The following is a 22017-nucleotide window of genomic DNA, read 5'->3' as shown; positions in this document are numbered from 1 at the left end:
ATGAAATAGTAATGACACTGCCAAATATCGATCTTGATTTGCTGGAAAAACCCACCTTTGAACAGCTACAAGCCAAGCAACTCGAACACCCGCCGCGTATTCTTTTGTTGTACGGTTCAAACCGTGAACGCTCTTATAGCCGTTTGGCTGTTCAGGAAGCGGGACGTATTCTGGAATATTTCGGTGCAGAAGTGAAAATTTTTCATCCCAAAGGTTTGCCGTTACCTGAAGATGCGGACATGAACCATCCAAAGGTGAAAGAATTACATGAGCTGTTGGCTTGGGCTGAAGGGATGGTGTGGTCTTCACCCGAGCGTCATGGCGCGATGAGTTCTATTTTAAAAGCGCAGATTGACTGGATTCCACTGGCCGCTGGTGCCATCCGTGCCACTCAGGGGAAAACCTTGGCGCTGATGCAGGTCTGTGGCGGTTCTCAATCGTTTAATGCGGTCAATCAAATGCGCATCCTCGGCCGCTGGATGCGGATGATCACGATTCCGAACCAGTCATCTGTGCCCAAAGCATTTCTGGAATTTGAGGAAGATGGCCGCATGAAACCATCAGCGTACTATGACCGGATTGTGGATGTGATGGAAGAGCTATATAAGTTCACCTTGCTCACCCGTGGGCAAAGTGCCTACCTGACCAACCGTTATTCGGAACGCAAAGAATCCACTGAAGAATTGTCTAGGCGGGTGAATCAACGCAGTATCTAATATATCTGCATCGGAAACATATTGATAATTTCGCGTTCAGGCAGATGAGCTGAATTGTTTTTTGTTATAGAAATGATTTAAAGCTGGATATTCAACAGCATCACCGTCCAACAGCCGCCTCAACATGAGGTGGCTTTTATTTTAAAGGTGCCTGAAGCAATAAAATGACGTAAGAAGGTAGTCTAACGGTGAGTGGCTATCTCTATGTCCTGACCAATACAGGTTTTATGTTTTTGATGATTTTAGCTAAAAGATCTAGACATGGATCATCTTGTTTTCCATGCACAATTGGCATGAAAAGAGAGAGAAATGGCACATCAGTCCCTTCCTCTAATTGCCGGAACTTTCCTTTTGACTATTCATTCGCAGTGATTTTCTGTGCAAAAAGCGTCGCAAATCGTTGCTTGATCCGTTGCCCGGCTGCATTGGTGCGATGCAGTTCACCAACATTTTCATTGTATTTTAAAATCTTCCAGCCTTGATAATAGCTGCTCAATTCACCTGGTTTAAACGCAAAGGGAAAATCAGGCCGTGCAGGATAATCTGGAGTATCCATGGCACAGACAATCAGATTGAAGCCATTGGTCTGAGTGGCTTGTTGCATTTGTTGGATCAGTTGAGGAATGGTTTCGGGCTGCAAAAACATCATCACCACGGTGCAATAGATAAAATCATACGATGTAGAAATATTCGGGTTCTGATTCAGATCACGAAGAGCTGTGTGAATGTTTGAGACCTGTTCCGCATCCAGAATTTCATTCAATTTCTGCAGGCTCTTTGGATTAATATCCCAGGCATCGACCTCGAACCCCTGTTGACTTAAAAACAACGCATTACGCCCTGTACCGCAGCCCACATCCAGTGCCTTGGCGGGATGGAGTTGCGATAGCGCTTCACGGATTTCGGAATGGACTGCAGTGAGCTGATATTTTTTGGAAAAATAGTCCGTTGGCTCACAGTAAAAACTTAACTGACACCGTACATCTTCACTGCTCGAAACAATTTTGTGCCAGGCTTGTGGCTCAATAAATGGAGGTTGATGCGCGACCGAAAAGACATGTTCTGAAACGATCGTGCCGCTTTCATCTAGCATGGCAAAATGGATTTCACCTTGCAGAATCTGCAATTTTGCCCAAGTCCCTACTTTGGTGTTGTGCGCTTGCTGGAAACCCGCAGGGATAGTGTCATGTGTCCAGACTGGTAATTGCTTGTAGCAGACGAGGTGTTCCATCAACGTTTCTCCAGGTTGAAGTCAGCAAAATGTAGAACCATTCATTTGGGCTGAATTGAAAATAGCAATTCTACGGAATTGTGGTAGTGGAAATGATTGGCATGCATTCTAGTCAATAGCAGAATCTGAACCAGTCAGCAACTTTGTGTTTAAAAATAGACCGTATTACATTGTATGAGAGGGCATATTCCACCGGTTTATTCAGAAAACAACTGGAAACACACCTGTCGTAACCAACGGTTCCCAGAATTGTGATGCACACGGGCGTACGAGTGCTACTTGGCATTATAGGGTCGGTTACAGGATTTTCATCCCACTTTACGTGGTGACCATTCTTATTGAGTGCGTCAGTCCTGAGCGATTCTCATAAGGATGACACTCTTGAATGATTCAGGAGTCGATTTGTCGGATTAGGCGAGATCATTGACCTAATCCGTTTTTAAAGGATTAAGAAGCTGGACTCTGATTAAAGCGATGGTTGGTTAAAATCACCGTCAAATCCTGCAATGAAACCGGTCGGGCAAAATAAAAACCTTGTAAATATTTGCATTGATGCTGTTGTAAAAACTCAACTTGTTCAGCAGTTTCAACACCTTCTGCCACGACAGTTAAATCAAGAGTATTGGCCATACTGATAATCGCATCGACAATTGCTGCATCATCTTGATGTTCAGCCAAATGCTGAATAAAGCTACGATCCAGTTTGAGTTCATCTATTGGCAGTTGGCGCAGATAACTCAGGCTTGAATATCCTGTACCAAAGTCATCAATCGCGACCTTGATTCCCAAAGCACGTATCGACTTCAACAGTTCAATTGAACGCTCTGCACCCATAATCAAAACCCCTTCGGTAACTTCGATTTTGAGTAACTCTGGGTTGAGCTGATGCTCAGCAAGCACCTCTTGCAGCTCGTTGAGGAAACCTGTGCGTCTAAATTGTAGCGGAGAAATATTGACAGCAACACTGAGTGGACGAGTTCTGCCTAGATTCAGCTGTACGATATCTTTGCAGGCCTGCTGTAGTACCCAATGCCCGATCGCAATAATTTGCCCGGTACGTTCAGCGAGCGGAATAAATAAAGCCGGGGAGATGAGACCTTGTTCGGGATGATGCCAGCGGATCAAGGCTTCGACCCCTGTAATCTGTCCGCTGATACTATCAATGATTGGCTGGTAGAAAAGCTGGAATTGTTGCTCTTGTAGGGCAATCATCAACTCATGGCGTAGCTGTGCATAATCCACAGCTACCTCCAATTTTCGATGATCTGCATACCATACCCAAGTATTGCCGCCTTCATTTTTTGCATGGTGCATGGCTTGCATCGCATGTTGCAGAAGCTCCTGGAAATCCAGATTGTTTCTGGTATCTAGCGCAATCCCTATACTGGCACTGAGATGGATATTATGATCATCTACATTAAATGGTGCTGCTAACAAGCGCAGAATGTCCTCGGCAATTTCAGCTGCCTGTTGTTGTGTGCGAGATTTATTTAATAATAGGGCAAACTCACCACCGGCAAAGCGTGATAGCACGTCGTCGGGTTGCAGCACCGAGTGTAAACGTTTAGCGATCAATCTAAGCAGCTGATCCCCAAGAAAATACCCCAAACTTTCATTCAGTGGACGGAAATCATCCAGCTCAATATATAACACGATCAGTGGATGAGAGCTGTTATGTTGTAGGTGAAAAGCCAGATCAAGCTGTTCTTCAAATGTTTGACGGTTGGCGAGGCCAGTTAACGAATCATGGGTGCGTTGATAATTAATATATTCTTCATCAATGCGTTGTTGCGTGATGTCTTGTTGAATACTAATAAAGTGCGTACAAATACCTTGCTCATCGAGAACCGGACTCAGGATCAGCTGGTTCCAAAACCAGCTACCGTCTTTGCGATAATTTTTTAACAGGGTTTTAATTTCACGTCGTTCGGTAATAGCCTGTTGAATATGCTGCACAATCACCTGATCTGTTTCAGGTCCCTGTAGAAAACGGCAGTTGCGTCCTAGAGTTTCTTCTTCTGTATAACCGGTAATCTGGGTAAAGGCCGGATTGACGTACACAATTGGGTTATCTTCAGTTGCTTCCGTGATGATAATGCCATGTGGGTTTGCATCAACACCACGTTTCAACAGGCGTAAATACTCTTCCGTCATACGGCGCTGGCTGATGTCTCGAACCACACCAAAAACCCCGACAATCTTTTGATCATTGAAAATCGGCAAATAGGTTAAATCAATCCAGTAGCTTTGCCCCGATTCCCGATAGGCCTGAATTTCGATGCGCTGGATATCACCCGCTACAGCACGCTCAAAAGCCGCTTTTGCAGTCTGTAAATATTCAGGCAGAATCACTTGTGAATAATGCAGACCATAGATTTGTTTCAGTGCAAAGCCACTAATTTGCTTTGAGGTCATATTGGCATCACGGATATAGCCTTCCAGGTCATGCTCAAAAACCCCATCCGGATGATGATCAAAGAATGAACGGTATTTCTCGTGCATTGCGATTTTTTGCCGACGCTCATCATGCAGGTCCATCCCGAGAGCCACGAGAGAGGCTGCACGTTGCAACAGCTTGATATGAAAATCGGTCGGTGGTTTAGGATGACGATAATAAGTTGCAAATGTGCCGTACAAGACGCCTTGAGCATTGATAATGGGAACCGACCAGCAGGCGGCAATATTGTCTCGCTGGATCAATTCCTGATAAGGTTGCCAATTTGGATCGGTTGCTAGATTTTCACAGATCACCATTTTACGCTCAAAGGCAGCGGCACCACATGCTCCTATTTGCGGGCCGATTTTTAAATCTTTTATGGCGTCTTTATAAAGAGCAGAGAAATGTTGTCCGCCACTGATCAGGTTAAGGTGCTGCTCTTCTTCTGAATACAACATTACCGAAACCAAGGCATCAGGGATCAGGCTTTCTAGCCAATTCGTCACCATATCCAGCACGACTGTCAAATCTGCCTTTTGACCGAGTAAATCCAGAATAAGTAAGGTATCTAGTTCATTGTTTTTATCAAACATTCAGCATCCCTAATATGATAAAAATCGACCCTTTATAAATATTATTTTAGCAGGATAATGCTTGTGATGTTTAAAATATCATCACCTTATGAGGATTTTAATTCCAGAGTATTTAAACTCAAAATCCCGCTACGGCTTTACGGTTCGATTTTTTGGAAGGTATTTGAATCATTGGATTAGCTAAGTGAGTGAATCGAGCAAACTGAGTAGATATTTTAGCTTAATTTATTTGGATAAATCTTTTTTATTCAATTGGATATCGATTTATTTGTGAAATAGATTAGTAGTGGAATTCACAGAGTAGTAGGCATTTTAAATTAGAAAACCTATTTTTGGATCATTCTAATGAGCATCTATTCAAATTAGAATTTTGATTTTTAAATTCTTTTTCTGATTTTTTTGTCAGTGTTATTTTTATGTTAAACCGCAAGATCAAACATAAAAGTTTTATCTCAAAAATAACTTTATTTCTTGTGTGATTCATAAGAAACTTATGGCGCTTTCAATTCGGGTTGAATGAAGAGTTAAACGTCTTCAGTCCTTCATCGATCGCCGATGCTTTACACATTTCTCCGCATGTTTACTCAGATTCTCCCTTCAGGAAAACCGCATGATTCAAAAGTCATTCTTGATGCTCTCTGTATCTGCAATGCTCAGTCTGACAGCGTGTGTCAGTACCACACAGACTAATTCAGGTGTAAATCGTAAACAGTTGATGTTTGTTCCGCAATCTGTAGTCGAAAGTGCGGCTCAAAGCCGCTATGAGCAATATGCGCGTGAGGCCAAAGCCAATCATACCTATATTACTAATAGCCGATTAACCGAAATCATGCAGGTTCTCATTCCATACGCAGAAGCGATGATGAGTGGGAAAAGAAAAATTGATTGGCAAATCAATGCAAATCTAAATAATTATCCAAATGCTGTTTCGGTGGCGAGTGGACAGATTGTGGTGAGTACCTCATTTATTATTGATCCAACCTTTACCGATGATGAACTCGCCACTTTAATTGCCCATGAAATGGCGCATATTGTGCGGCAACATGGCCGTGAAAAGGCCTCAATTCTGAACCTGGGAACTTTTACCGGGCATAACCGGAATCTCGAATTGGAAGCGGATCAGTTAGGTCTGGAAATTATGACACGTGCAGGGTATGAGCCAGCTTCAGCAATTAGTTTTTGGCAAAAAACCGATCAACTGATTCGGCGTACGGAAGCATTAATGAAAAAATCTGAGAGAGCGAGTGCGACCCCCCCTTTGTTGAGTTCACATCCACAATATGAAGAACGCCTGAAGCGTATTCAACAATATGTGATCAAGATGGAAGCATTACGTGATTCACTCAATACGAGAAATTCATCCATTTCTGCAACGCCAGTTTCTGTATCCTAAGTCATTCATCTAGAGAGATTTTAAGTACAGATAGTTTTAGAAAAAATTTACAAGTTCTTTAATGCATAGGGATTGTTTATTTAATAATCCTTATCTAATACAATCGCATAGATTTTTCTATTTTCAACAATATGAAAAGTCCTTTTTAAAATTAAATTGACTGTATTTTTTGGGTTTATTAATAGGTTTAAGTGTATTAATTAAATGTAAAAAATTAAAAAAAGTAAATTTTATTAAATTTTTATAAATCTCTTTTTTGTTTTTAATTTTATAAATCAAGTTGTTAGAAAAGCAATTAAGATGAGGTCTTTTAATAAGTTAAGATGAATATATTAGGAATCTTTTTAGTTAAACGTAGAAATAAAAAATATATTTTTAAAATAAATTTGAAAACGATTTGCTTTACCTCCGTAAAGGGCGTATAACGCTATCTCACCATTGCGGGGTGGAGCAGTCTGGTAGCTCGTCGGGCTCATAACCCGAAGGTCGTTGGTTCAAATCCAACCCCCGCATCCAAATTCCTGCTTACTGTGATTCCTCAATATTTCTTCATGATCTATGTATTTCATGAAAACAATACGCTTGATAATAATCCTAAGCTCAGTAAAAATATTATTTAAATTTATTGATTTTAATACCTTTGTTAAGTCACATAAGCTCATTGATTGAGTCTATATATTGAAAATTTTAAATGAATGGCATCTTGCTACGGCTCGTAATGGCAATCAAATTAATGTGAAAATCATACCCTTAAAAAGACAACAAAATTCTATGACCGGAACCTTATGGGTTGAGGTCGGAAAATTAATTGAACTTGAATCCGGTGAAACCATTCATTTTAATCTAGATGGTAAGAGCTTTTATGCTGAATTTAATCAGCTCTACCGGGTTAATTGAAAAATTTATATTGCTTATACAGAAGAAACCTGTATAGTGAATTCTAACTAAAAAAATAATACGCTTGTTATCGCCAATCTTTTCATTTCGTAGTTTTTTTTCAATCCTTCGTTTTATCAGATTCTTCGTTGCAAAAAGTATTGTTTTAGGTTCATGGTTGGAACAATCCAACGAAAAATTTTTTAAAAATAGGATAAATACTATGTCAAATACAGTAACCGGTACCGTTAAATGGTTTAATGAAACTAAAGGTTTTGGTTTTATTCAAGCTGACTCAGGCGAAGACGTTTTTGCACACTATAGCGAAATCGCCAGCAATGGTTTCAAAGTTCTTTATGAAGGTCAACGTGTCCAATTTGCCATTGTAAATGGTAAAAAAGGTGCGCAAGCTAGCGCAATTTCAGTACTTTAATCTGATATCAGCCAAGCGGCTCTAAACGTTTAAAATACGTTTGATAAAAAAACCCTCTTACAAGAGGGTTTTTTGTCGCTTGAGAATTGTGAATCTTTTGCAGCTTTTTGGCTGATCTCATGCATGCAATAGTAAAAGTGTAATCATCCATACATAGCATAATCCTGTGTTTTTATACAGAAATGAGATTAAATTTCAAATAAAATAAAAGGCTTAATACTCATGAGAATAGATTATAAAATGTGATTTTATTTGATAATATTATGTATTTTTGTTAAATTCATCACAAAATATTTTCAGCTATCAACAAGATAAGATTGAGGCTGGAAGCCATTCTCTCTTTTGCAATAAAGCTTGGGTAACAATGAATAAATCCACCAACCTTTTTTTGATCACTAGCTTATTTGGTATTGCCATTTTGGTCGGGGTAGGCGTGTATCTTTACCAGGTACGGCAAAGTTTTCAGGAATTTGAAAGCCACTTTCAGCATAGTGTGAGTTTATTCAAGAAGCAGGCAGTAAATCCCAGCACCATTATTGATTTGCAGATCAAAGAGGTGGAGTTAAGCGGCGATTATGAGCGTATCGAACACCTTATGACAAAATACTTTAAGCGTAGTCTCAGCTTTGAAAACCGTTATCGTGAGAAAAAGAACCAATTAAAGTTAAATGAATTGTTTACCGTGGCTTATCTCCAGCAAGATCCAACTTTGATACAAGCCGAAGTTACTTTGAATCAAGTTGATTTGCTATTTGTGGAAATGTATCGCGAAAAATCTGAAATGTTTGATCAGTTATTAATTGATGCGAACCAGATTGAATTATCCACGCATAACAAGACGAATCATTTTCATCAGAACTTTGATCAATTTTTTACCCAATATGTAAAAACTCAAGAACAGATTCTGAATCTGGAAAAGAAAAATCTTGCGGTAAGACGAGAGATGCTGCGTTTATTGAAAGAAAATGCTTGGACTATTGAAAATGGCCAACTGCAATTTGAAGATCCAGCAAAGTTAAGCCAATTCCAAGCAATGCAAAAAGGAATTCAACAGACCCACGCTCAAAAAATTACCATGCAGGAAAGAGCCTTAGCACTATTTTTGACGCTTTATTCATAATTATTTGAGTTGCTCAGCTGAATACATTCAACCATTTTGAAATTGCCTCCTTGGAGGCTTTTTTATTGCATTTTTCCAACTTGAATTAACCTAAAGTTAAAAACTCATAACAAAATAATCACACTGGTATAGTGATGTATAGGTATAGTTGCCGCTATTAAAATCAATATGTTGAATTGCATATAGAATTTTAAGTCATTTAAAATAATTGAAATTCATCATGAAAAAATTTAGTTTACCAAAAGATAAAATAATGTATTTAGATCTTTGCTATGGAAAGGGAGGAAAGACAATGAGAACAAAAATCTTATTGATCTTTTTTGTAGCCACATTGGTTTTAGTGGCTCATGTCGCTTGGCAAGAAGCACAGCATCGACAGCAACAAGAATTTATTCGTATGCTTGCAGAAGCTGAGCAGGTTCATGAAAATGAAAAGCTGCATAGAAATATTATACCGGCAGGTTTTAAACAGCAGCATTAGCACCTCGGCCTCAATAAAAAATGAATCCCCTTATTTTTTAATAAAATTTTGCAAATAAGGCTGGATCTATTTAGACAGAATAACAATACGCGAGTAAAACAATGCTATAACCATTGCAAAGAAGCGCTTTACTACGAGCTCAAATATGAACGATAGAAATACCCATATAAAAAAAATCCTATTACTTGCAGCTGTCGGTGGTGTATTGTTGATTGGGCATGCAACTTATTCAAAAATACAACGTGACAAACGACAAAGAATGATGCAGGTGATCCAAGAAGCGAAACAGTCTTTAAAGCGAGTGCAGACGAATCCTCATCATTTGCAAAAGCTAAATTCTGATTTAAACAAGCCGATTCTTGTGCAGGATAAACCCTTATAAAATTTACTTTATGTTATAAAAAATTACCTATTAATTTCAATTAAATATTTTTAATTTATTTAAAACAATTTCTTATTTTTAATTTTTAGTAAAAATCACCTTTTAAATTTTATGATTGCTCATGTTATACTATTGGCCTATTCATTCAGTTGACATTTGGCTGCCTGCAACACAACTGAACCTATAAGAAAAAAGCTGCATTATGGAATGCGGCTTTTTTGTTTATGAAGCTAAGGGCTTTGAGTGTAAATAGGATCATGCATGAGTCTAACGAGAATGATGAAATTCTCATCAATATGTCTAGCACACTGATGAGATGACCGCATCCAAATGAATGACATTTGGAAGATAATCCACAGCTCAAATTGCATAGACAGGGGCTATACAGATGACGACACCGAATCCTTCGGCCAGTGTTTTCGAACGTTTATTCAAGTTAAGTGAGAATAAAACCACTTTTAGAACCGAAGTTCTGGCCGGTGTAACGACATTCTTAACCATGTGTTACATCATTATTGTTAATCCAATTATCCTGTCAGAAACAGGGATGGATTATGGCGCTGTCTTTGTAGCGACTTGTCTTGCTGCGGCAATAGGCTGTTTTGTAATGGGGCTGGTGGCCAACTATCCGATCGCCCTTGCACCGGGTATGGGATTGAATGCTTATTTTACCTACTCTGTCTGTCTGGGAATGGGTATTCCTTGGCAAACAGCACTTGCAGCTGTGTTTATGTCGGGTTTGGTCTTTATTGCGATTAGTCTATTCAAAATTCGTGAAGCAATCGTCAATGCCATTCCAATGTCGCTGAAACTGGCGATTGGGGGGGGGATTGGGCTGTTTTTAGCCTTGGTTGCCCTCAGAAATGCAGGAATTATCGTAGATAACTCAGCAACCTTGGTTGGCTTGGGGCATATGCAGCAACCGACCGTATTGCTTTCTCTGCTCGGTTTTTTACTGATTATTATTCTGCATTATTACCGTATTCGTGGCGCCATTATTATCAGCATTCTGGTTATTACAGCTCTGGCTACGTTCCTGGGATTGAATGAGTTTAAAGGTGTGGTCGGACAGATTCCTTCCATCGCGCCCACCTTTCTGCAAATGAATTTTGAAGGACTCTTTACCGCCAGTCTGGTTGGCGTGATTTTTGTCTTCTTTCTGGTTGATCTGTTTGACTCAACCGGAACTTTGGTTGGGGTAGCACATCGTGCGGGATTGCTGCAAGATGGTAAATTGCCACGTTTGAAGAAAGCACTGTTTGCAGATTCAACGGCCATTGTCGCTGGTGCAGCTTTAGGAACTTCATCGACCACGCCTTATATTGAATCGGCTTCCGGTGTTGCCGCAGGTGGCCGTACCGGCTTAACAGCCGTTGTGGTCGCTCTGTTGTTCTTAACTTGTTTGTTTCTGGCACCACTTGCTCAATCTGTACCAAGTTTTGCGACAGCACCTGCTCTGCTTTTTGTCGGGGTACTCATGATTCAGGGTATCACTCATATTGATTGGGAAGATATTACTGAAGCAGTGCCAGCTTTTTTGACCATCGTGTTTATGCCATTTACCTATTCAATTGCCGACGGTATTGCAATGGGCTTTATTAGCTACGCCTTAGTGAAACTTTTCACTGGTCAGGCTAAACAGGTACCTTACATGGTATGGATTATTGCGCTATTGTGGACGGTTAAATTTGCTGTGTTTGGTGGTTAATTCCAAACAGAAATAAGAGGGTGCGAGTCGCCCTTCATGAAGATAAAGAGGATGCATCATGGACCATCATGCTTTAATCCGTGCCTTACCGAAGGCTGAACTGCATGTGCATATTGAGGGGACATTTGAACCTGAATTGATGTTTGCAATTGCACAACGTAATCAGATTGCGATTCCGTATAAGACGGTAGAGGAAGTGAAGCAGGCCTACAATTTTCATAATCTGCAATCTTTTCTCGATATTTATTATGCGGGGGCAAATGTCCTGATCCATGAACAGGATTTTTATGACTTGGCCTGGGCATATTTTGAAAAATGTCATGCAGATCATGTGGTTCATACGGAAATTTTCTTTGATCCACAGACACACACCGCGCGTGGTGTCGCATTCAGTACGGTATTGAGCGGACTGAAAAGAGCCTGTCAGGATGCCCAGCAAAAATTTGGTATCAGTAGTTTTCTGATCATGTGTTTCTTGCGGCATCTGAGCGAAGAAGAGGCGCTGCAAACATTAGAGCAGGCTTTGCCTTATCAGCAGGATATTGTTGCAGTTGGACTGGATTCCAGTGAAGTTGGCCATCCACCTTCTAAGTTTGAACGGGTTTTTACCAAGGCACGTGAAGCCGGATTCCTCACTGTTGCCCATGCTGGAGAAGAAGGGCCAGCGGATTACGTTTGGCAGGCGCTTGATCTGCTTAAAGTACAGCGGGTTGACCATGGCGTACGTTCAGAAGAAGATTCTGTTCTCATGCAACGCCTGATTGCTGAAAAGATGCCTTTAACGGTGTGTCCATTAAGCAACTTGAAACTCTGTGTGGTCAAAGACCTGCATGAGCATAATTTGCGCCGTATGCTTCAGCAAGGGGTATGTGTCACCATTAACTCGGATGATCCAGCTTATTTTGGCGGATATATGAATGACAATTTTATTGCTACTGCTGATGCTTTGGAGTTGAGTAACGCCGAGTTGAAACAGCTTGCGATTAATTCATTTAATGCTTCATTCTTGAGCGAGGCTGAAAAACAGCAGTGGATTGCTCAGATTAATCAGCTGTAAAGTTAAAAACCGCATCTCAGGATGCGGTTTTTTATCCGTTACTTAGCTTGATGTGTCATGCTGCGTAAGACGTTATCTTTATCAATAAAATGGTGTTTCAGAGCAGCAAGAACATGGCCAACAATCATCACAGCCGCAAACCAGGATAGATAGATATGCAAAGGCTTGATGATGGCTAACAGTTCCGGGTTCTTCTCGACCAAGCGTGGCAGTTCAAATAAATAAAGCACAGGCACAGGTTTTCCCACACTCCAGCTAAACAGACAGCCAGTGACAGGAATCGCAATCAGCATAAAATAAAGCCCCAAATGTCCTAAATGGGCGAACAGTTTCATTGTTGGAGACATTGTGGCGGGAAGTTTTGGAGCAGGGTGTGTATAACGCCAGAAGAGGCGGATTACCAATAGGAACATAATCATCGTGGCAATATTTTTATGTAAGGTAATGACATCGCCTTTAAAGTGTCCATCAACGTCATAACTTAAGAAATTTCCACTGTAAAAACCAATGAGCCAAGCCACAATAAAAATCAGTGCCATAATCCAGTGCAAGAATTGTGCGGTGCGAGTGTAATAAGATGAATGTTGCGATGACATAGGTTTCTTGAGTGATAAGGAGTGTGTGGGAATAATAGAAGGCTGCAGTGAGTGAAAAAACGCAGTACCTATGACGATGCGTTGCGCAATTGGAACGCTCATCTGTTATCTAATGTCTGTAAGGGTAATTACAGATGATTTGCACAAATCATGCAATTTAGTTATTTCATCTGTAGAAGGCTTTAGGCAAAATACTGCCGAAGCATTTTTATCATGAATTAGGAATTCGCTTTGAAAAAATTAGTATTATTATTCGCCCCTTTAACATTTTTATTGAGCGCATGTGTTGCACCGATGTCAGGTACAACTACGGGGACAACGACGACTACAAACTCTACCGCGCAGCAATTGGGAATTACGGCTATTAAAATTGCAGCAAATGCCAAATGTAATACTGAGCTGAATAAACTGCCTGCATGGCAAACCGCAACACGTTTGATGACTGCTCAACAGAAACAGAGCGTACAAACCAATATTTGTGGCTGTGTGAGCGAAAAAGCACCGACGAGTGTGACTGCCGTAGACTTGGCTGCAGCAGCAATTGATCCTGCTGCACGTACGATCATTGTGAATAATGCCGTGAACCGTACAATTAATGCATGTATCAATGAAGCATTGCAATAATTCTGAAATTGAATCGAACAGGCTGACGGTGTTCAGCCTGTTTTTTATGGGGAGATAGGAACCTAACATGCGAATTGCGGGTGTAGATGAAGCAGGGCGAGGACCCTTGGTGGGTGCCGTTGTCGCTGCTGCGGTGATTTTGGATCCGAACAATCCCATTGAGGGATTGAATGATTCCAAAAAACTCACTGAAAAAAAACGTGAGAAATTATTTGTTGAAATTCAGCAAAAAGCCATCGCCTGGAGTATTGCGGAAGCTTCAGCACAAGAAATTGACGAGTTGAATATCTTACAAGCTTCATTGCTTGCGATGCGCCGTGCTGTGGAAGGATTGACCGTGCAACCCGAAAAGGTACTGGTGGATGGTAATAAAGAGCCACAGGGGCTCATGATGGCTTGTGAGGCAATAGTCGGTGGAGATGCACTGCATGCGGAAATCTCCGCAGCCAGTATTTTGGCCAAAGTCACGCGTGACCGTCAGATGCTGGTGCTGGATCAGCAGTATCCGCATTATGGATTCGCCAAGCATAAAGGATATCCGACCAAAGCCCATTTTGCTGCAATCGCTGAACATGGGGTGGTGGATCAGCATCGTCGAAGTTTTGGCCCGGTCAAAAAAGTGTTAGGCCTTTAATTGAGTATTTTTCTGCACATAAATTTAAAGCGGCCGATTGGCCGCTTTAGAAGAAATTAAACCTTAACGGTTATAATCCTTGGGAGCAAATTGGTCTTCTTCATAAAAAGAAGGTTGGTAATCTTGATCTATATGTTGCAGGTGTTCATGCATAGCGCGCTCATGCTGAATACGTTGATAGATCTCTTCACGATGCACGGACACTTCTTTCGGAGCATTAACACCAATACGAACCTGGTTTCCTTTGACACCAAGTACAGTCACGCTGACTTGATCCCCAATCATTAATGTTTCTCCGACGCGTCGAGTCAGAATCAGCATGTTTATCTCCTTGCTAAAACGCTAAACCTGCGATAGTTCTTGCATAAATAAAAAAATGACAAGCAGGGTCATCAGAGAAAATTTGAACAGAATACCAAAAATTGCTGATATAACAATCCTGTTGAAATTTTCCTACAGCCTCAGCCTAAATATAACAGAGCCGCGATAGAAAAGACTATAGCGGCTCTATATTTTTTATCACGCTTTAGTTGAATATTAATTCAAAAATCTACAGTTAAGCGCGTGCACTGCTTTCGCCGTGTTCACGGTCTAAGCCAAAAGCGGTATGTAATGTACGTACCGCAAGTTCGAGGTAATTTTCTTCAATAATCACTGAAATTTTAATTTCAGAAGTCGAGATCATGAGGATGTTGATACCTTCATCAGCCAAAGCTGTAAACATTTTGCTTGCTACGCCCGCGTGAGAACGCATACCGACGCCTACAATCGATACCTTTACAATATCGTCACGGGTAGCTACTTCACGTGCACCAATGTTTTTCGCGGTTTCTTCAAGGATGGCTGTTGCTTTGGCAAGTTCACCACGGTTCACTGTGAATGTGAAGTCAGTCGTACCATCTTCTTCAACATTTTGGATAATCATATCCACTTCGATGTTGGCAGCACCAATTGGCGACAAGATTTTGGAAGCAATACCTGGTTCATCAGGCACGCCCAGGATGGTTAATTTAGCTTCATCACGGTTAAACGCGATACCCGAAATAATTGGTTGTTCCATGTTGTCTTCCGCTTCTGTGGTGATTAGTGTACCGACGTTCTTTTTGAACTCTTCGTCGAATGCGCCATCATCGTCATTATCAAAGCTTGATAATACGCGTAAAGGCACTTGGTATTTACCCGCAAATTCAACTGAACGAATTTGTAGGACTTTAGAACCAAGAGATGCCATTTCCAGCATTTCTTCAAAAGAAATGCGATCAACTTTTTTCGCTTTTGGTGCAACGCGTGGGTCGGTGGTGTAGACACCATCCACGTCTGTATAAATCTGGCACTCATCAGCCTTTAATGCTGCAGCAAGTGCAACACCTGAGGTGTCTGAACCACCACGACCCAAGGTAGTCGTGTTGCCATCAGCATCGAAGCCTTGGAAACCTGCAACGACAATCACACGACCTGCATCCAGATTTTCAGTCAAGACATCTGTATCGATCGATTCAATACGGGCTTTAGTGAAGGCGCTGTCTGTTTGAATGCCAACTTGGCGACCAGTCAAAGATTTAGCTGCTACGCCAATAGAATTGAGCGCCATAGCTAACATGGAAATCGTTACCTGTTCACCCGTTGAAACCATTTGGTCCAACTCGCGTGGATCAGGACTGTCGGTAATGGCTTTCGCGAGAGCTAACAAGCGGTTTGTTTCACCACTCATTGCAGATACAACCACTACAACCTTGTGGCCGTGATCATGCCAGCGCTTCACACGACGAGCAACATTTAAAATGCGCTCGGGGGTACCCATAGAAGTACCGCCATATTTTTGAACGATTAATGCCATAGTTGTTCCATATAAGCCATGACCCTGAAGTTGCTTTTCAGGGTCAGTTACACAAAAAGTGAAGTTTTATTGTTGTTCCAGCCAAGCCGGTACAGCAGCCATGACTGCTGCAAACTTCTCGTTAAGTGGCGCGCCACCTTGTGCCAAGTCAGGTTTACCACCGCCTTTACCGCCAAGTTCGCCGGCAAGGTGTTTAATGATGTCACCTGCTTTTACAGTCGCATTGTATTGTTTTGCAACAGAAGCGATGAGACTGACTTTGTCTGCCTCAACGCCAGCAAGAACAATCACTGCATCTTCGAGTTTGGATTTTACGCTGTCGTGCAAGTTGCGTAATGCTTTTGCATCCATTCCGTGTACGGTCGTAATCAGGGTCACACGTCCAGCAATGTTCTGAACCTGATTCAGCAATTCTGTCGCTTGGAAATTAGCCAGTTTCTGGTTTAATTGCTCGAGCTGTTTTTGCAGTGAAGCTGCATTTTCAACAGTCGCCTGTACGCGCTCAAAAGTTTGGTCTTTCTGTGCCTTAAGCAACGCATCGATATTGCGAATGGTTCGATCGGCTTTTTGTACAGTTTCGAGCGCCTTGCTACCAGTCACCGCTTCAATACGGCGTACACCTGCGGCGATCCCGCCTTCAGATATGATCTTGAACAGACCAATGTCACCCGTGCGTTTTACATGGATGCCGCCACACAATTCAATCGAGAAGTTTTTCTCTTCAATGATTGAACCCATAGAAAGTACGCGGACTTCTTCACCATATTTTTCACCAAACAGCATCATCGCGCCTTTGGCTTTGGCAGATTCAATATCGAGCAATTCGGTAGAAACAACGGTATTGGCAATCACTTCACGGTTCACCAACTGTTCAACTTGTTGCAGTTGTTCAAAAGTCACTGCCTGGTCATTGGCAAAGTCAAAACGCAAGATGTCAGAGGCAACCAATGAGCCTTTTTGTTGTACGTGTTCGCCCAAAACTTGACGAAGCGCGGCGTGTAACAAGTGGGTTGCAGAGTGATTACGTGCAGTGGCTTCGCGGATGTCGGCTTTGACGATGGCCTCAACAGTTTGAGCTGCTTTTAAGCTGCCCATGGTCACGATACCTTGATGTACAAATGCGCCACCAGATTTTTTCGTGTCTTGCACTTCAAAAATACCGGTATCGTTTTTGAAGATCCCTGTATCGCCAATCTGACCGCCACTTTCTGCATAGAATGGGGTTTGGTTCAGTACGATCAGCGCTTCATCACCCTCAGTCACTTCATCAACTTGCTCGCCATCTTTGTAAATGGCAACGATTTGACCTTGACCTTGGGTTGCGTCATAGCCATCAAATTGGGTTTCGCCTTCTACTTTGACAATGCTGTTATAGTCGACGTTGAATTTGCCAGCATCACGCGCACGTTGGCGCTGTGCAGCCATCTCAACTTCAAAACCGGCTTCGTCAATGGTTAAGTCACGTTCACGAGCAATATCAGCGGTTAAGTCTGTCGGGAAGCCGTAAGTATCATACAGTTTGAATACGGTTTCGCCCGGGATGACAGTACCTTGCAAGTTGGCTAATTCGCCTTCAAGCAGTTTCAAGCCTTGCTCAAGGGTTTTGGCAAACTGTTCTTCTTCACGCAATAAAGTGGCTTCAATACGTTCTTTGTTTGCTGCGAGTTCAGGATAAGCTTCACCCATCACTTCAATCAGCGGTTGCAACATTTTATGGAAGAAGCTACCGGTTGCTCCGAGTTTGTTACCGTGGCGCACTGCACGACGAATAATACGGCGTAACACGTAACCACGACCTTCATTCGACGGGTTTACGCCATCTGCAATCAAGAAGCAGCAAGAACGCGTGTGATCCGCCAATACGCGTAAAGATGGTTGACCTTGGTCTTCAATGCCAATGATGTTGGCAGCAGCTTTCAATAAATGCTGGAACAGGTCGATTTCGTAGTTGGAATTGACGTGCTGCATGACTGCAGAAATACGTTCCAAGCCCATGCCTGTATCGACAGATGGCGCTGGAAGAGGGTGTAATACACCATCCGCAGTACGGTTAAACTGCATGAATACGTTGTTCCAGATCTCGATGAAACGGTCGCCATCTTCTTCTGGTGTGCCAGGTAAACCGCCCCAGATATGATCACCGTGATCATAGAAAATTTCTGAACATGGACCGCAAGGACCGGTATCACCCATAGCCCAGAAGTTGTCTGATGCGTACTGGCCACCTTTATTGTCACCAATGCGGATAATGCGGCTGGCATCTAGGCCAATTTCTTTGTTCCAGATGTCATACGCTTCGTCGTCAGTATGATAAACCGTGGCATACAAACGATCTTTTGGTAGTGCCAGCCATTCATCGCTGGTCAAGAATTCCCAGGCAAATTTGATCGCATCACGTTTGAAGTAATCACCAAACGAGAAGTTGCCCAGCATTTCAAAGAAAGTATGGTGACGTGCGGTATAACCGACGTTGTCTAAATCGTTATGTTTACCACCGGCACGGACACATTTTTGTGAACTGGTTGCACGCACATAATCGCGTTTTTCCAGACCCAAGAAACAGTCTTTAAACTGGTTCATCCCGGCATTGGTAAATAGCAGGGTTGGGTCGTTGGCCGGAACTAGAGAACTCGATGCGACACGTGTATGCCCTTGCGATTCAAAATAGCGCAAAAATGCTTCACGAATTTCAGCGGATGTCATAAAACGAGTACTCACAACCAAGTCACTCCATAAATTCCAAAAAGGGGCTAAAAGCACTCTTGCGATGATGATTTGATCATGAGGGATCGAAAGAGGCTGGCTAATAATTTTAAAAACGCCAAATTATAACGGAAAATCCGAACGCGACCAATGATTTTAGTGGGAATATCAGACAAATCTGTGTTTATTCGAAATAGCTGTGTCCATTCACTCGCAGCTTGTTTTAACATAGGACAGTAAAACGATTTTTTCGATAGAAAGGACAACTGATGCAACGAGTGGCCATAAACGGTTTTGGGCGAATCGGACGTAATGTTTTGCGCGCCTGGTTTGAAAATCCCAAGGACTTTCAATTTGAGATTGTGGCCATAAATGATATTGCGGATGTAGAAACACTAGTTCATCTGTTTAAGTATGACTCGACGCACGGCCGTTTTGCCGGAACGGTTCAGGTGATGGTGGAACATGAACAGATCTATTTACAGATTCATTCCGGTTCTGCCAGTTTAAAGGTTCAGGTGCTCTGTCAGGCACAACCGCAGCTGTTGCCATGGCAACAGTTAGACATTGATGTGGTGTTGGAGTGTACCGGGTTGTTCCGATCGCGTGCCGCGGCAACCCAGCATATTCAGGCGGGTGCCAGACGTGTGATTATTGGTGCGGCACCCTTTGATACAGTCGATGCTGCGATTGTTTATGGTGTTAATCATCACGAAGTCAAAGCCACTGACCAGATTATTTCCAGTGTGTCGTGTACCACTCAGGCGTTGGTGCCATTGGTTAAAATTATTGATGATGCCTTTGGTATAGATACCGCACTAATGACGGAAATTCATGCAGTAACGGCCGATCAGTCGGTACTGGATCAGGCCCATCGTGATTTACGTCGTGCACGCGCTGCAGGACAAAATATTATTCCAACAACGTCTTCGGCCTTGGGCGCATTAAAACGTGTAATGCCAAAAATGGCGGAACGTATAGATGGTTATTCCATTCGTGTGCCGACCATTAATGTGGCGGCAATTGATTTAACTTTTATTTCACAAACCCCCGTTACCGTACATCATATTAATGAAATTTTAATCAAGGCTGCACAATCAGATTATGCGTCGATTATGTCGGTCACCGATGAACCTTTAGTGTCGAGTGACTTTAATCACTCGCCTTATTCATTAATTGTGGATTTAACCCAAACTATGGTGGTGGGACATCAGGCCAAGGTCTTTGCCTGGTATGATAACGAATGGGGTTATGCAAATCGTTTGCTCGATTTGTGTGAGTCTTTTCAATAATATAAAGTCGAGGGTGGTTGGGATGATCACCCCATAATTTTACATTGGGGAGTAACATGATGTTGCTAATGTGGGGATTTATCCTGTTATTGGCTATCGCAGTCATTTTTTTAATTGCGCTTCATTTTAAGAATGAAGCCAAAATGGCTGATGAGACCGAGCAACAGCATTTAGAAGAAAAAATAGCACTGCTTGAAGGGAATCTGAAAAAGACGCTCGAAATCATGCAGGAACTCGTCAAGAGTGTGCATCATGAACGGGAAACACTGAGTCAGGCTGTGCAGAAGGTCAACCATTTGGAGACTCAACAGACCGAACTTATGGCTTTGTTGGCCAAGTATGTGGGTCATGCGGAAGACTTAAAGAAAACTCAGCCTCAGCAGGCGGGAGTTTCTGTACAGGGAGCACCAGAAAGCTGAGAAATCTTGATCTTTTGTTCAAAAAAGAAGATTTTCTACTAAGGCTAGAGCCTTATAGTAGAGAAAAAAACATCACAAGATCTTTTAAAAATTGCGAGATTAGTGAACTTTCTTTACATTTAATGCACAACAAAAGTTTGCGGCATGATTTCTTAAAATTGTCAGGTGCATGCTGCAAACTATCGTGCTAAAATACGAGAAATCGGGTGTGTTCCCGATTTTTTTATGCGGATAAATTCCGCGCTGACAAGAATTTAGGTTTGCAACATGCCCATTTCAGAGACATGGTTATTACCTGACGGTGTAGCTGACGTATTACCAGAACAAGCACAGGTGATTGAATCGCTTCGTTGCCGTGCACTCGACTATCTTGCAGTTCGCGGATATGAATTGGTTTATACGCCTTTTATTGAATATATTGAGTCACTTTCTTCTCTTTCTGAATCTAACCAAGATTTAGACCTTGCGACCTTTAAAATCATCGATCAAATTTCTGGCCGTTTGCTGGGTGTCCGTGCGGATATGACCCCTCAAGTGGCACGTATCGATGCGCATGTCCGTCCGATTGATGGCGTGGCACGTTACTGTTATGCCGGCACCATCTTACATACCAAACCACAAGGCTTTTCTGCATCACGTGCGCCGTTGCAATTGGGCGCGGAATTGTATGGTCACCAAAGTATTGCTGCCGATGTAGAATTGATTGATGTAATGCTAGGTATTGTGACCCTGGCAGATCATCAGCATGGATTGCATCTGGACTTGGCACATGTTGGGTTGTTCCGCAGTTTGGTGAAACTGGCCGGTTTAAGCAAAGCTCAAGAGCGTCATTTGTCTGATTTGTATCAGCGTAAGGCATTGCCAGAATTGGCTGAGTACAGCGCAAGTCTAAATTTAGGTCAGGATTTTTATAATCTGGGCCGCTATTCAAGTGATTTAACCGCCTTACAAGCTAACCTAACTTCAACGGTATTGGCAGATAGTGCCTTCCAAAGTGCCTTGAATGATTTAATTTCAACCAAGCAGCAAATTGAAAGCCGTTGGTCGAATATTCATGTTGGTGTAGATGTCGTTGAATTGCGTAGTTATCACTACCATACCGGTTTGATGTTCGCAGTATATGCACCAAACCGCGCAGCGCCACTGGCACAAGGCGGACGTTACGATGGTATTGGTGAACATTTCGGTCGTAGCCGCCCAGCAACCGGTTTTAGCTGTGACTTATACGCGCTTACTGATGGTCAGTTTGAGCAGCTAGAAGTCGTTGTGGCACCAAATGGTCATCAAACAGATTTGCTTCAGGCGATTGCTGAAGCGCGTCAGCAAGGTCTGCGTGTCATTCAGTTGCTTGGCGAGGATGATTTAAGCTCGGTACCGTATGCGACCCATCAAATGGTGCAGGTTGCAGGTGAGTGGACAGTCGAAAAGATTTAATCGCGTGGTTGTGCAAAGTCTTGCACAGTCAGGTTTTCAATTTTAACAGCA

20 protein-coding genes and 1 tRNA gene are annotated in these 22017 nt (G+C 42.2%); 15 read left to right on the top strand and 6 right to left on the bottom strand.

Going from position 1 to position 22017, the window contains the following annotated elements; translation table 11 throughout:
* The first annotated feature begins 11 nt into the window (after window positions 1-11).
* Entirely contained in the window at window positions 12-716 is a 705-nt protein-coding gene (gene arsH / locus PGW99_RS07145; RefSeq protein ID WP_273776899.1) for an arsenical resistance protein ArsH, read from the top strand.
* 355 nt (window positions 717-1071) lie between these two features.
* Here the strand turns inward: arsH and tehB are convergent, their stop codons facing one another.
* Both tehB and PGW99_RS07135 read right to left on the bottom strand, forming a co-directional pair.
* A complete protein-coding gene (tehB, locus tag PGW99_RS07140) occupies window positions 1072-1947 on the bottom strand; it encodes an SAM-dependent methyltransferase TehB (protein WP_273776898.1) in 876 nt (291 codons plus the stop codon).
* Between the two features lie 447 nt (window positions 1948-2394).
* Window positions 2395-4977, bottom strand: coding sequence for a bifunctional diguanylate cyclase/phosphodiesterase (locus tag PGW99_RS07135; protein ID WP_273776896.1), 2583 nt, complete (start codon window positions 4975-4977; stop codon window positions 2395-2397).
* Window positions 4978-5587: 610 nt separating this feature from the next.
* Here PGW99_RS07135 and PGW99_RS07130 point away from each other — a divergent pair.
* The 9 genes from PGW99_RS07130 (at window position 5588) to PGW99_RS07090 (ending at window position 12427) form a co-directional block, all read left to right on the top strand.
* Entirely contained in the window at window positions 5588-6370 is a 783-nt protein-coding gene (locus PGW99_RS07130) for a M48 family metallopeptidase (protein WP_273776894.1), read from the top strand.
* A gap of 439 nt (window positions 6371-6809) precedes the next feature.
* Window positions 6810-6886 (top strand) — tRNA-Met (locus PGW99_RS07125).
* Window positions 6887-7048: 162 nt separating this feature from the next.
* Complete coding sequence (locus PGW99_RS07120; protein WP_442784372.1) at window positions 7049-7267, top strand: transposase; 219 nt, start codon at window positions 7049-7051, stop codon at window positions 7265-7267.
* Window positions 7268-7469: 202 nt separating this feature from the next.
* Window positions 7470-7679 (top strand): cold-shock protein, encoded by a 210-nt coding sequence (locus PGW99_RS07115; protein ID WP_273776892.1) that lies wholly within the window; start codon window positions 7470-7472, stop codon window positions 7677-7679.
* A 271-nt stretch (window positions 7680-7950) separates the two neighbouring features.
* The gene (locus tag PGW99_RS07110) at window positions 7951-8799 is read left to right on the top strand and encodes a hypothetical protein (protein ID WP_273776890.1); all 849 of its coding nucleotides are present in this window, start codon (window positions 7951-7953) and stop codon (window positions 8797-8799) included.
* Between the two features lie 220 nt (window positions 8800-9019).
* The gene (locus PGW99_RS07105; protein ID WP_273776889.1) at window positions 9020-9280 is read left to right on the top strand and encodes a hypothetical protein; all 261 of its coding nucleotides are present in this window, start codon (window positions 9020-9022) and stop codon (window positions 9278-9280) included.
* 145 nt (window positions 9281-9425) lie between these two features.
* Window positions 9426-9662 (top strand): hypothetical protein, encoded by a 237-nt coding sequence (locus PGW99_RS07100; protein WP_273776887.1) that lies wholly within the window; start codon window positions 9426-9428, stop codon window positions 9660-9662.
* 388 nt (window positions 9663-10050) lie between these two features.
* Window positions 10051-11370 (top strand): NCS2 family permease, encoded by a 1320-nt coding sequence (locus PGW99_RS07095; protein WP_273776885.1) that lies wholly within the window; start codon window positions 10051-10053, stop codon window positions 11368-11370.
* 58 nt (window positions 11371-11428) lie between these two features.
* A complete protein-coding gene (locus PGW99_RS07090) occupies window positions 11429-12427 on the top strand; it encodes an adenosine deaminase (protein WP_273776884.1) in 999 nt (332 codons plus the stop codon).
* 38 nt (window positions 12428-12465) lie between these two features.
* Here PGW99_RS07090 and PGW99_RS07085 read toward each other — a convergent pair whose 3' ends face one another.
* On the bottom strand, window positions 12466-13023 hold the full coding sequence (locus PGW99_RS07085) for a cytochrome b (protein ID WP_273776883.1): 558 nt from the start codon (window positions 13021-13023) through the stop codon (window positions 12466-12468).
* Window positions 13024-13254: 231 nt separating this feature from the next.
* Between PGW99_RS07085 and PGW99_RS07080 the strand changes: the two genes are divergently transcribed.
* Both PGW99_RS07080 and rnhB read left to right on the top strand, forming a co-directional pair.
* Window positions 13255-13647 carry a hypothetical protein gene (locus PGW99_RS07080; protein WP_273776881.1) on the top strand — a complete coding sequence of 131 codons (393 nt, stop codon included), beginning with the start codon at window positions 13255-13257 and terminating at the stop codon, window positions 13645-13647.
* A gap of 67 nt (window positions 13648-13714) precedes the next feature.
* Window positions 13715-14281 (top strand): ribonuclease HII, encoded by a 567-nt coding sequence (rnhB, locus tag PGW99_RS07075; protein ID WP_273776879.1) that lies wholly within the window; start codon window positions 13715-13717, stop codon window positions 14279-14281.
* Between the two features lie 63 nt (window positions 14282-14344).
* Here rnhB and csrA read toward each other — a convergent pair whose 3' ends face one another.
* From csrA to alaS, 3 genes are all read right to left on the bottom strand, one after another.
* Complete coding sequence (csrA, locus tag PGW99_RS07070; RefSeq protein ID WP_273776877.1) at window positions 14345-14602, bottom strand: carbon storage regulator CsrA; 258 nt, start codon at window positions 14600-14602, stop codon at window positions 14345-14347.
* 235 nt (window positions 14603-14837) lie between these two features.
* Window positions 14838-16118 carry an aspartate kinase gene (locus PGW99_RS07065; protein ID WP_273776875.1) on the bottom strand — a complete coding sequence of 427 codons (1281 nt, stop codon included), beginning with the start codon at window positions 16116-16118 and terminating at the stop codon, window positions 14838-14840.
* 66 nt (window positions 16119-16184) lie between these two features.
* Window positions 16185-18836, bottom strand: coding sequence for an alanine--tRNA ligase (gene alaS / locus PGW99_RS07060; protein WP_273776874.1), 2652 nt, complete (start codon window positions 18834-18836; stop codon window positions 16185-16187).
* Window positions 18837-19090: 254 nt separating this feature from the next.
* On the opposite strand from alaS, the gene PGW99_RS07055 reads away from it, so the two are divergent.
* From PGW99_RS07055 to PGW99_RS07045, 3 genes are all read left to right on the top strand, one after another.
* On the top strand, window positions 19091-20113 hold the full coding sequence (locus PGW99_RS07055; RefSeq protein ID WP_273776873.1) for a type I glyceraldehyde-3-phosphate dehydrogenase: 1023 nt from the start codon (window positions 19091-19093) through the stop codon (window positions 20111-20113).
* A gap of 56 nt (window positions 20114-20169) precedes the next feature.
* Window positions 20170-20532 (top strand): hypothetical protein, encoded by a 363-nt coding sequence (locus tag PGW99_RS07050; protein ID WP_273776872.1) that lies wholly within the window; start codon window positions 20170-20172, stop codon window positions 20530-20532.
* 267 nt (window positions 20533-20799) lie between these two features.
* Complete coding sequence (locus tag PGW99_RS07045) at window positions 20800-21966, top strand: ATP phosphoribosyltransferase regulatory subunit (RefSeq protein WP_273776870.1); 1167 nt, start codon at window positions 20800-20802, stop codon at window positions 21964-21966.
* The last annotated feature ends 51 nt before the right edge of the window (window positions 21967-22017 follow it).

Source organism: Acinetobacter sp. GSS19, from assembly GCF_028621895.1.
In the GTDB taxonomy this organism is placed as follows: domain Bacteria; phylum Pseudomonadota; class Gammaproteobacteria; order Pseudomonadales; family Moraxellaceae; genus Acinetobacter.
This window is presented reverse-complemented; position numbering and strand designations above follow the sequence as displayed.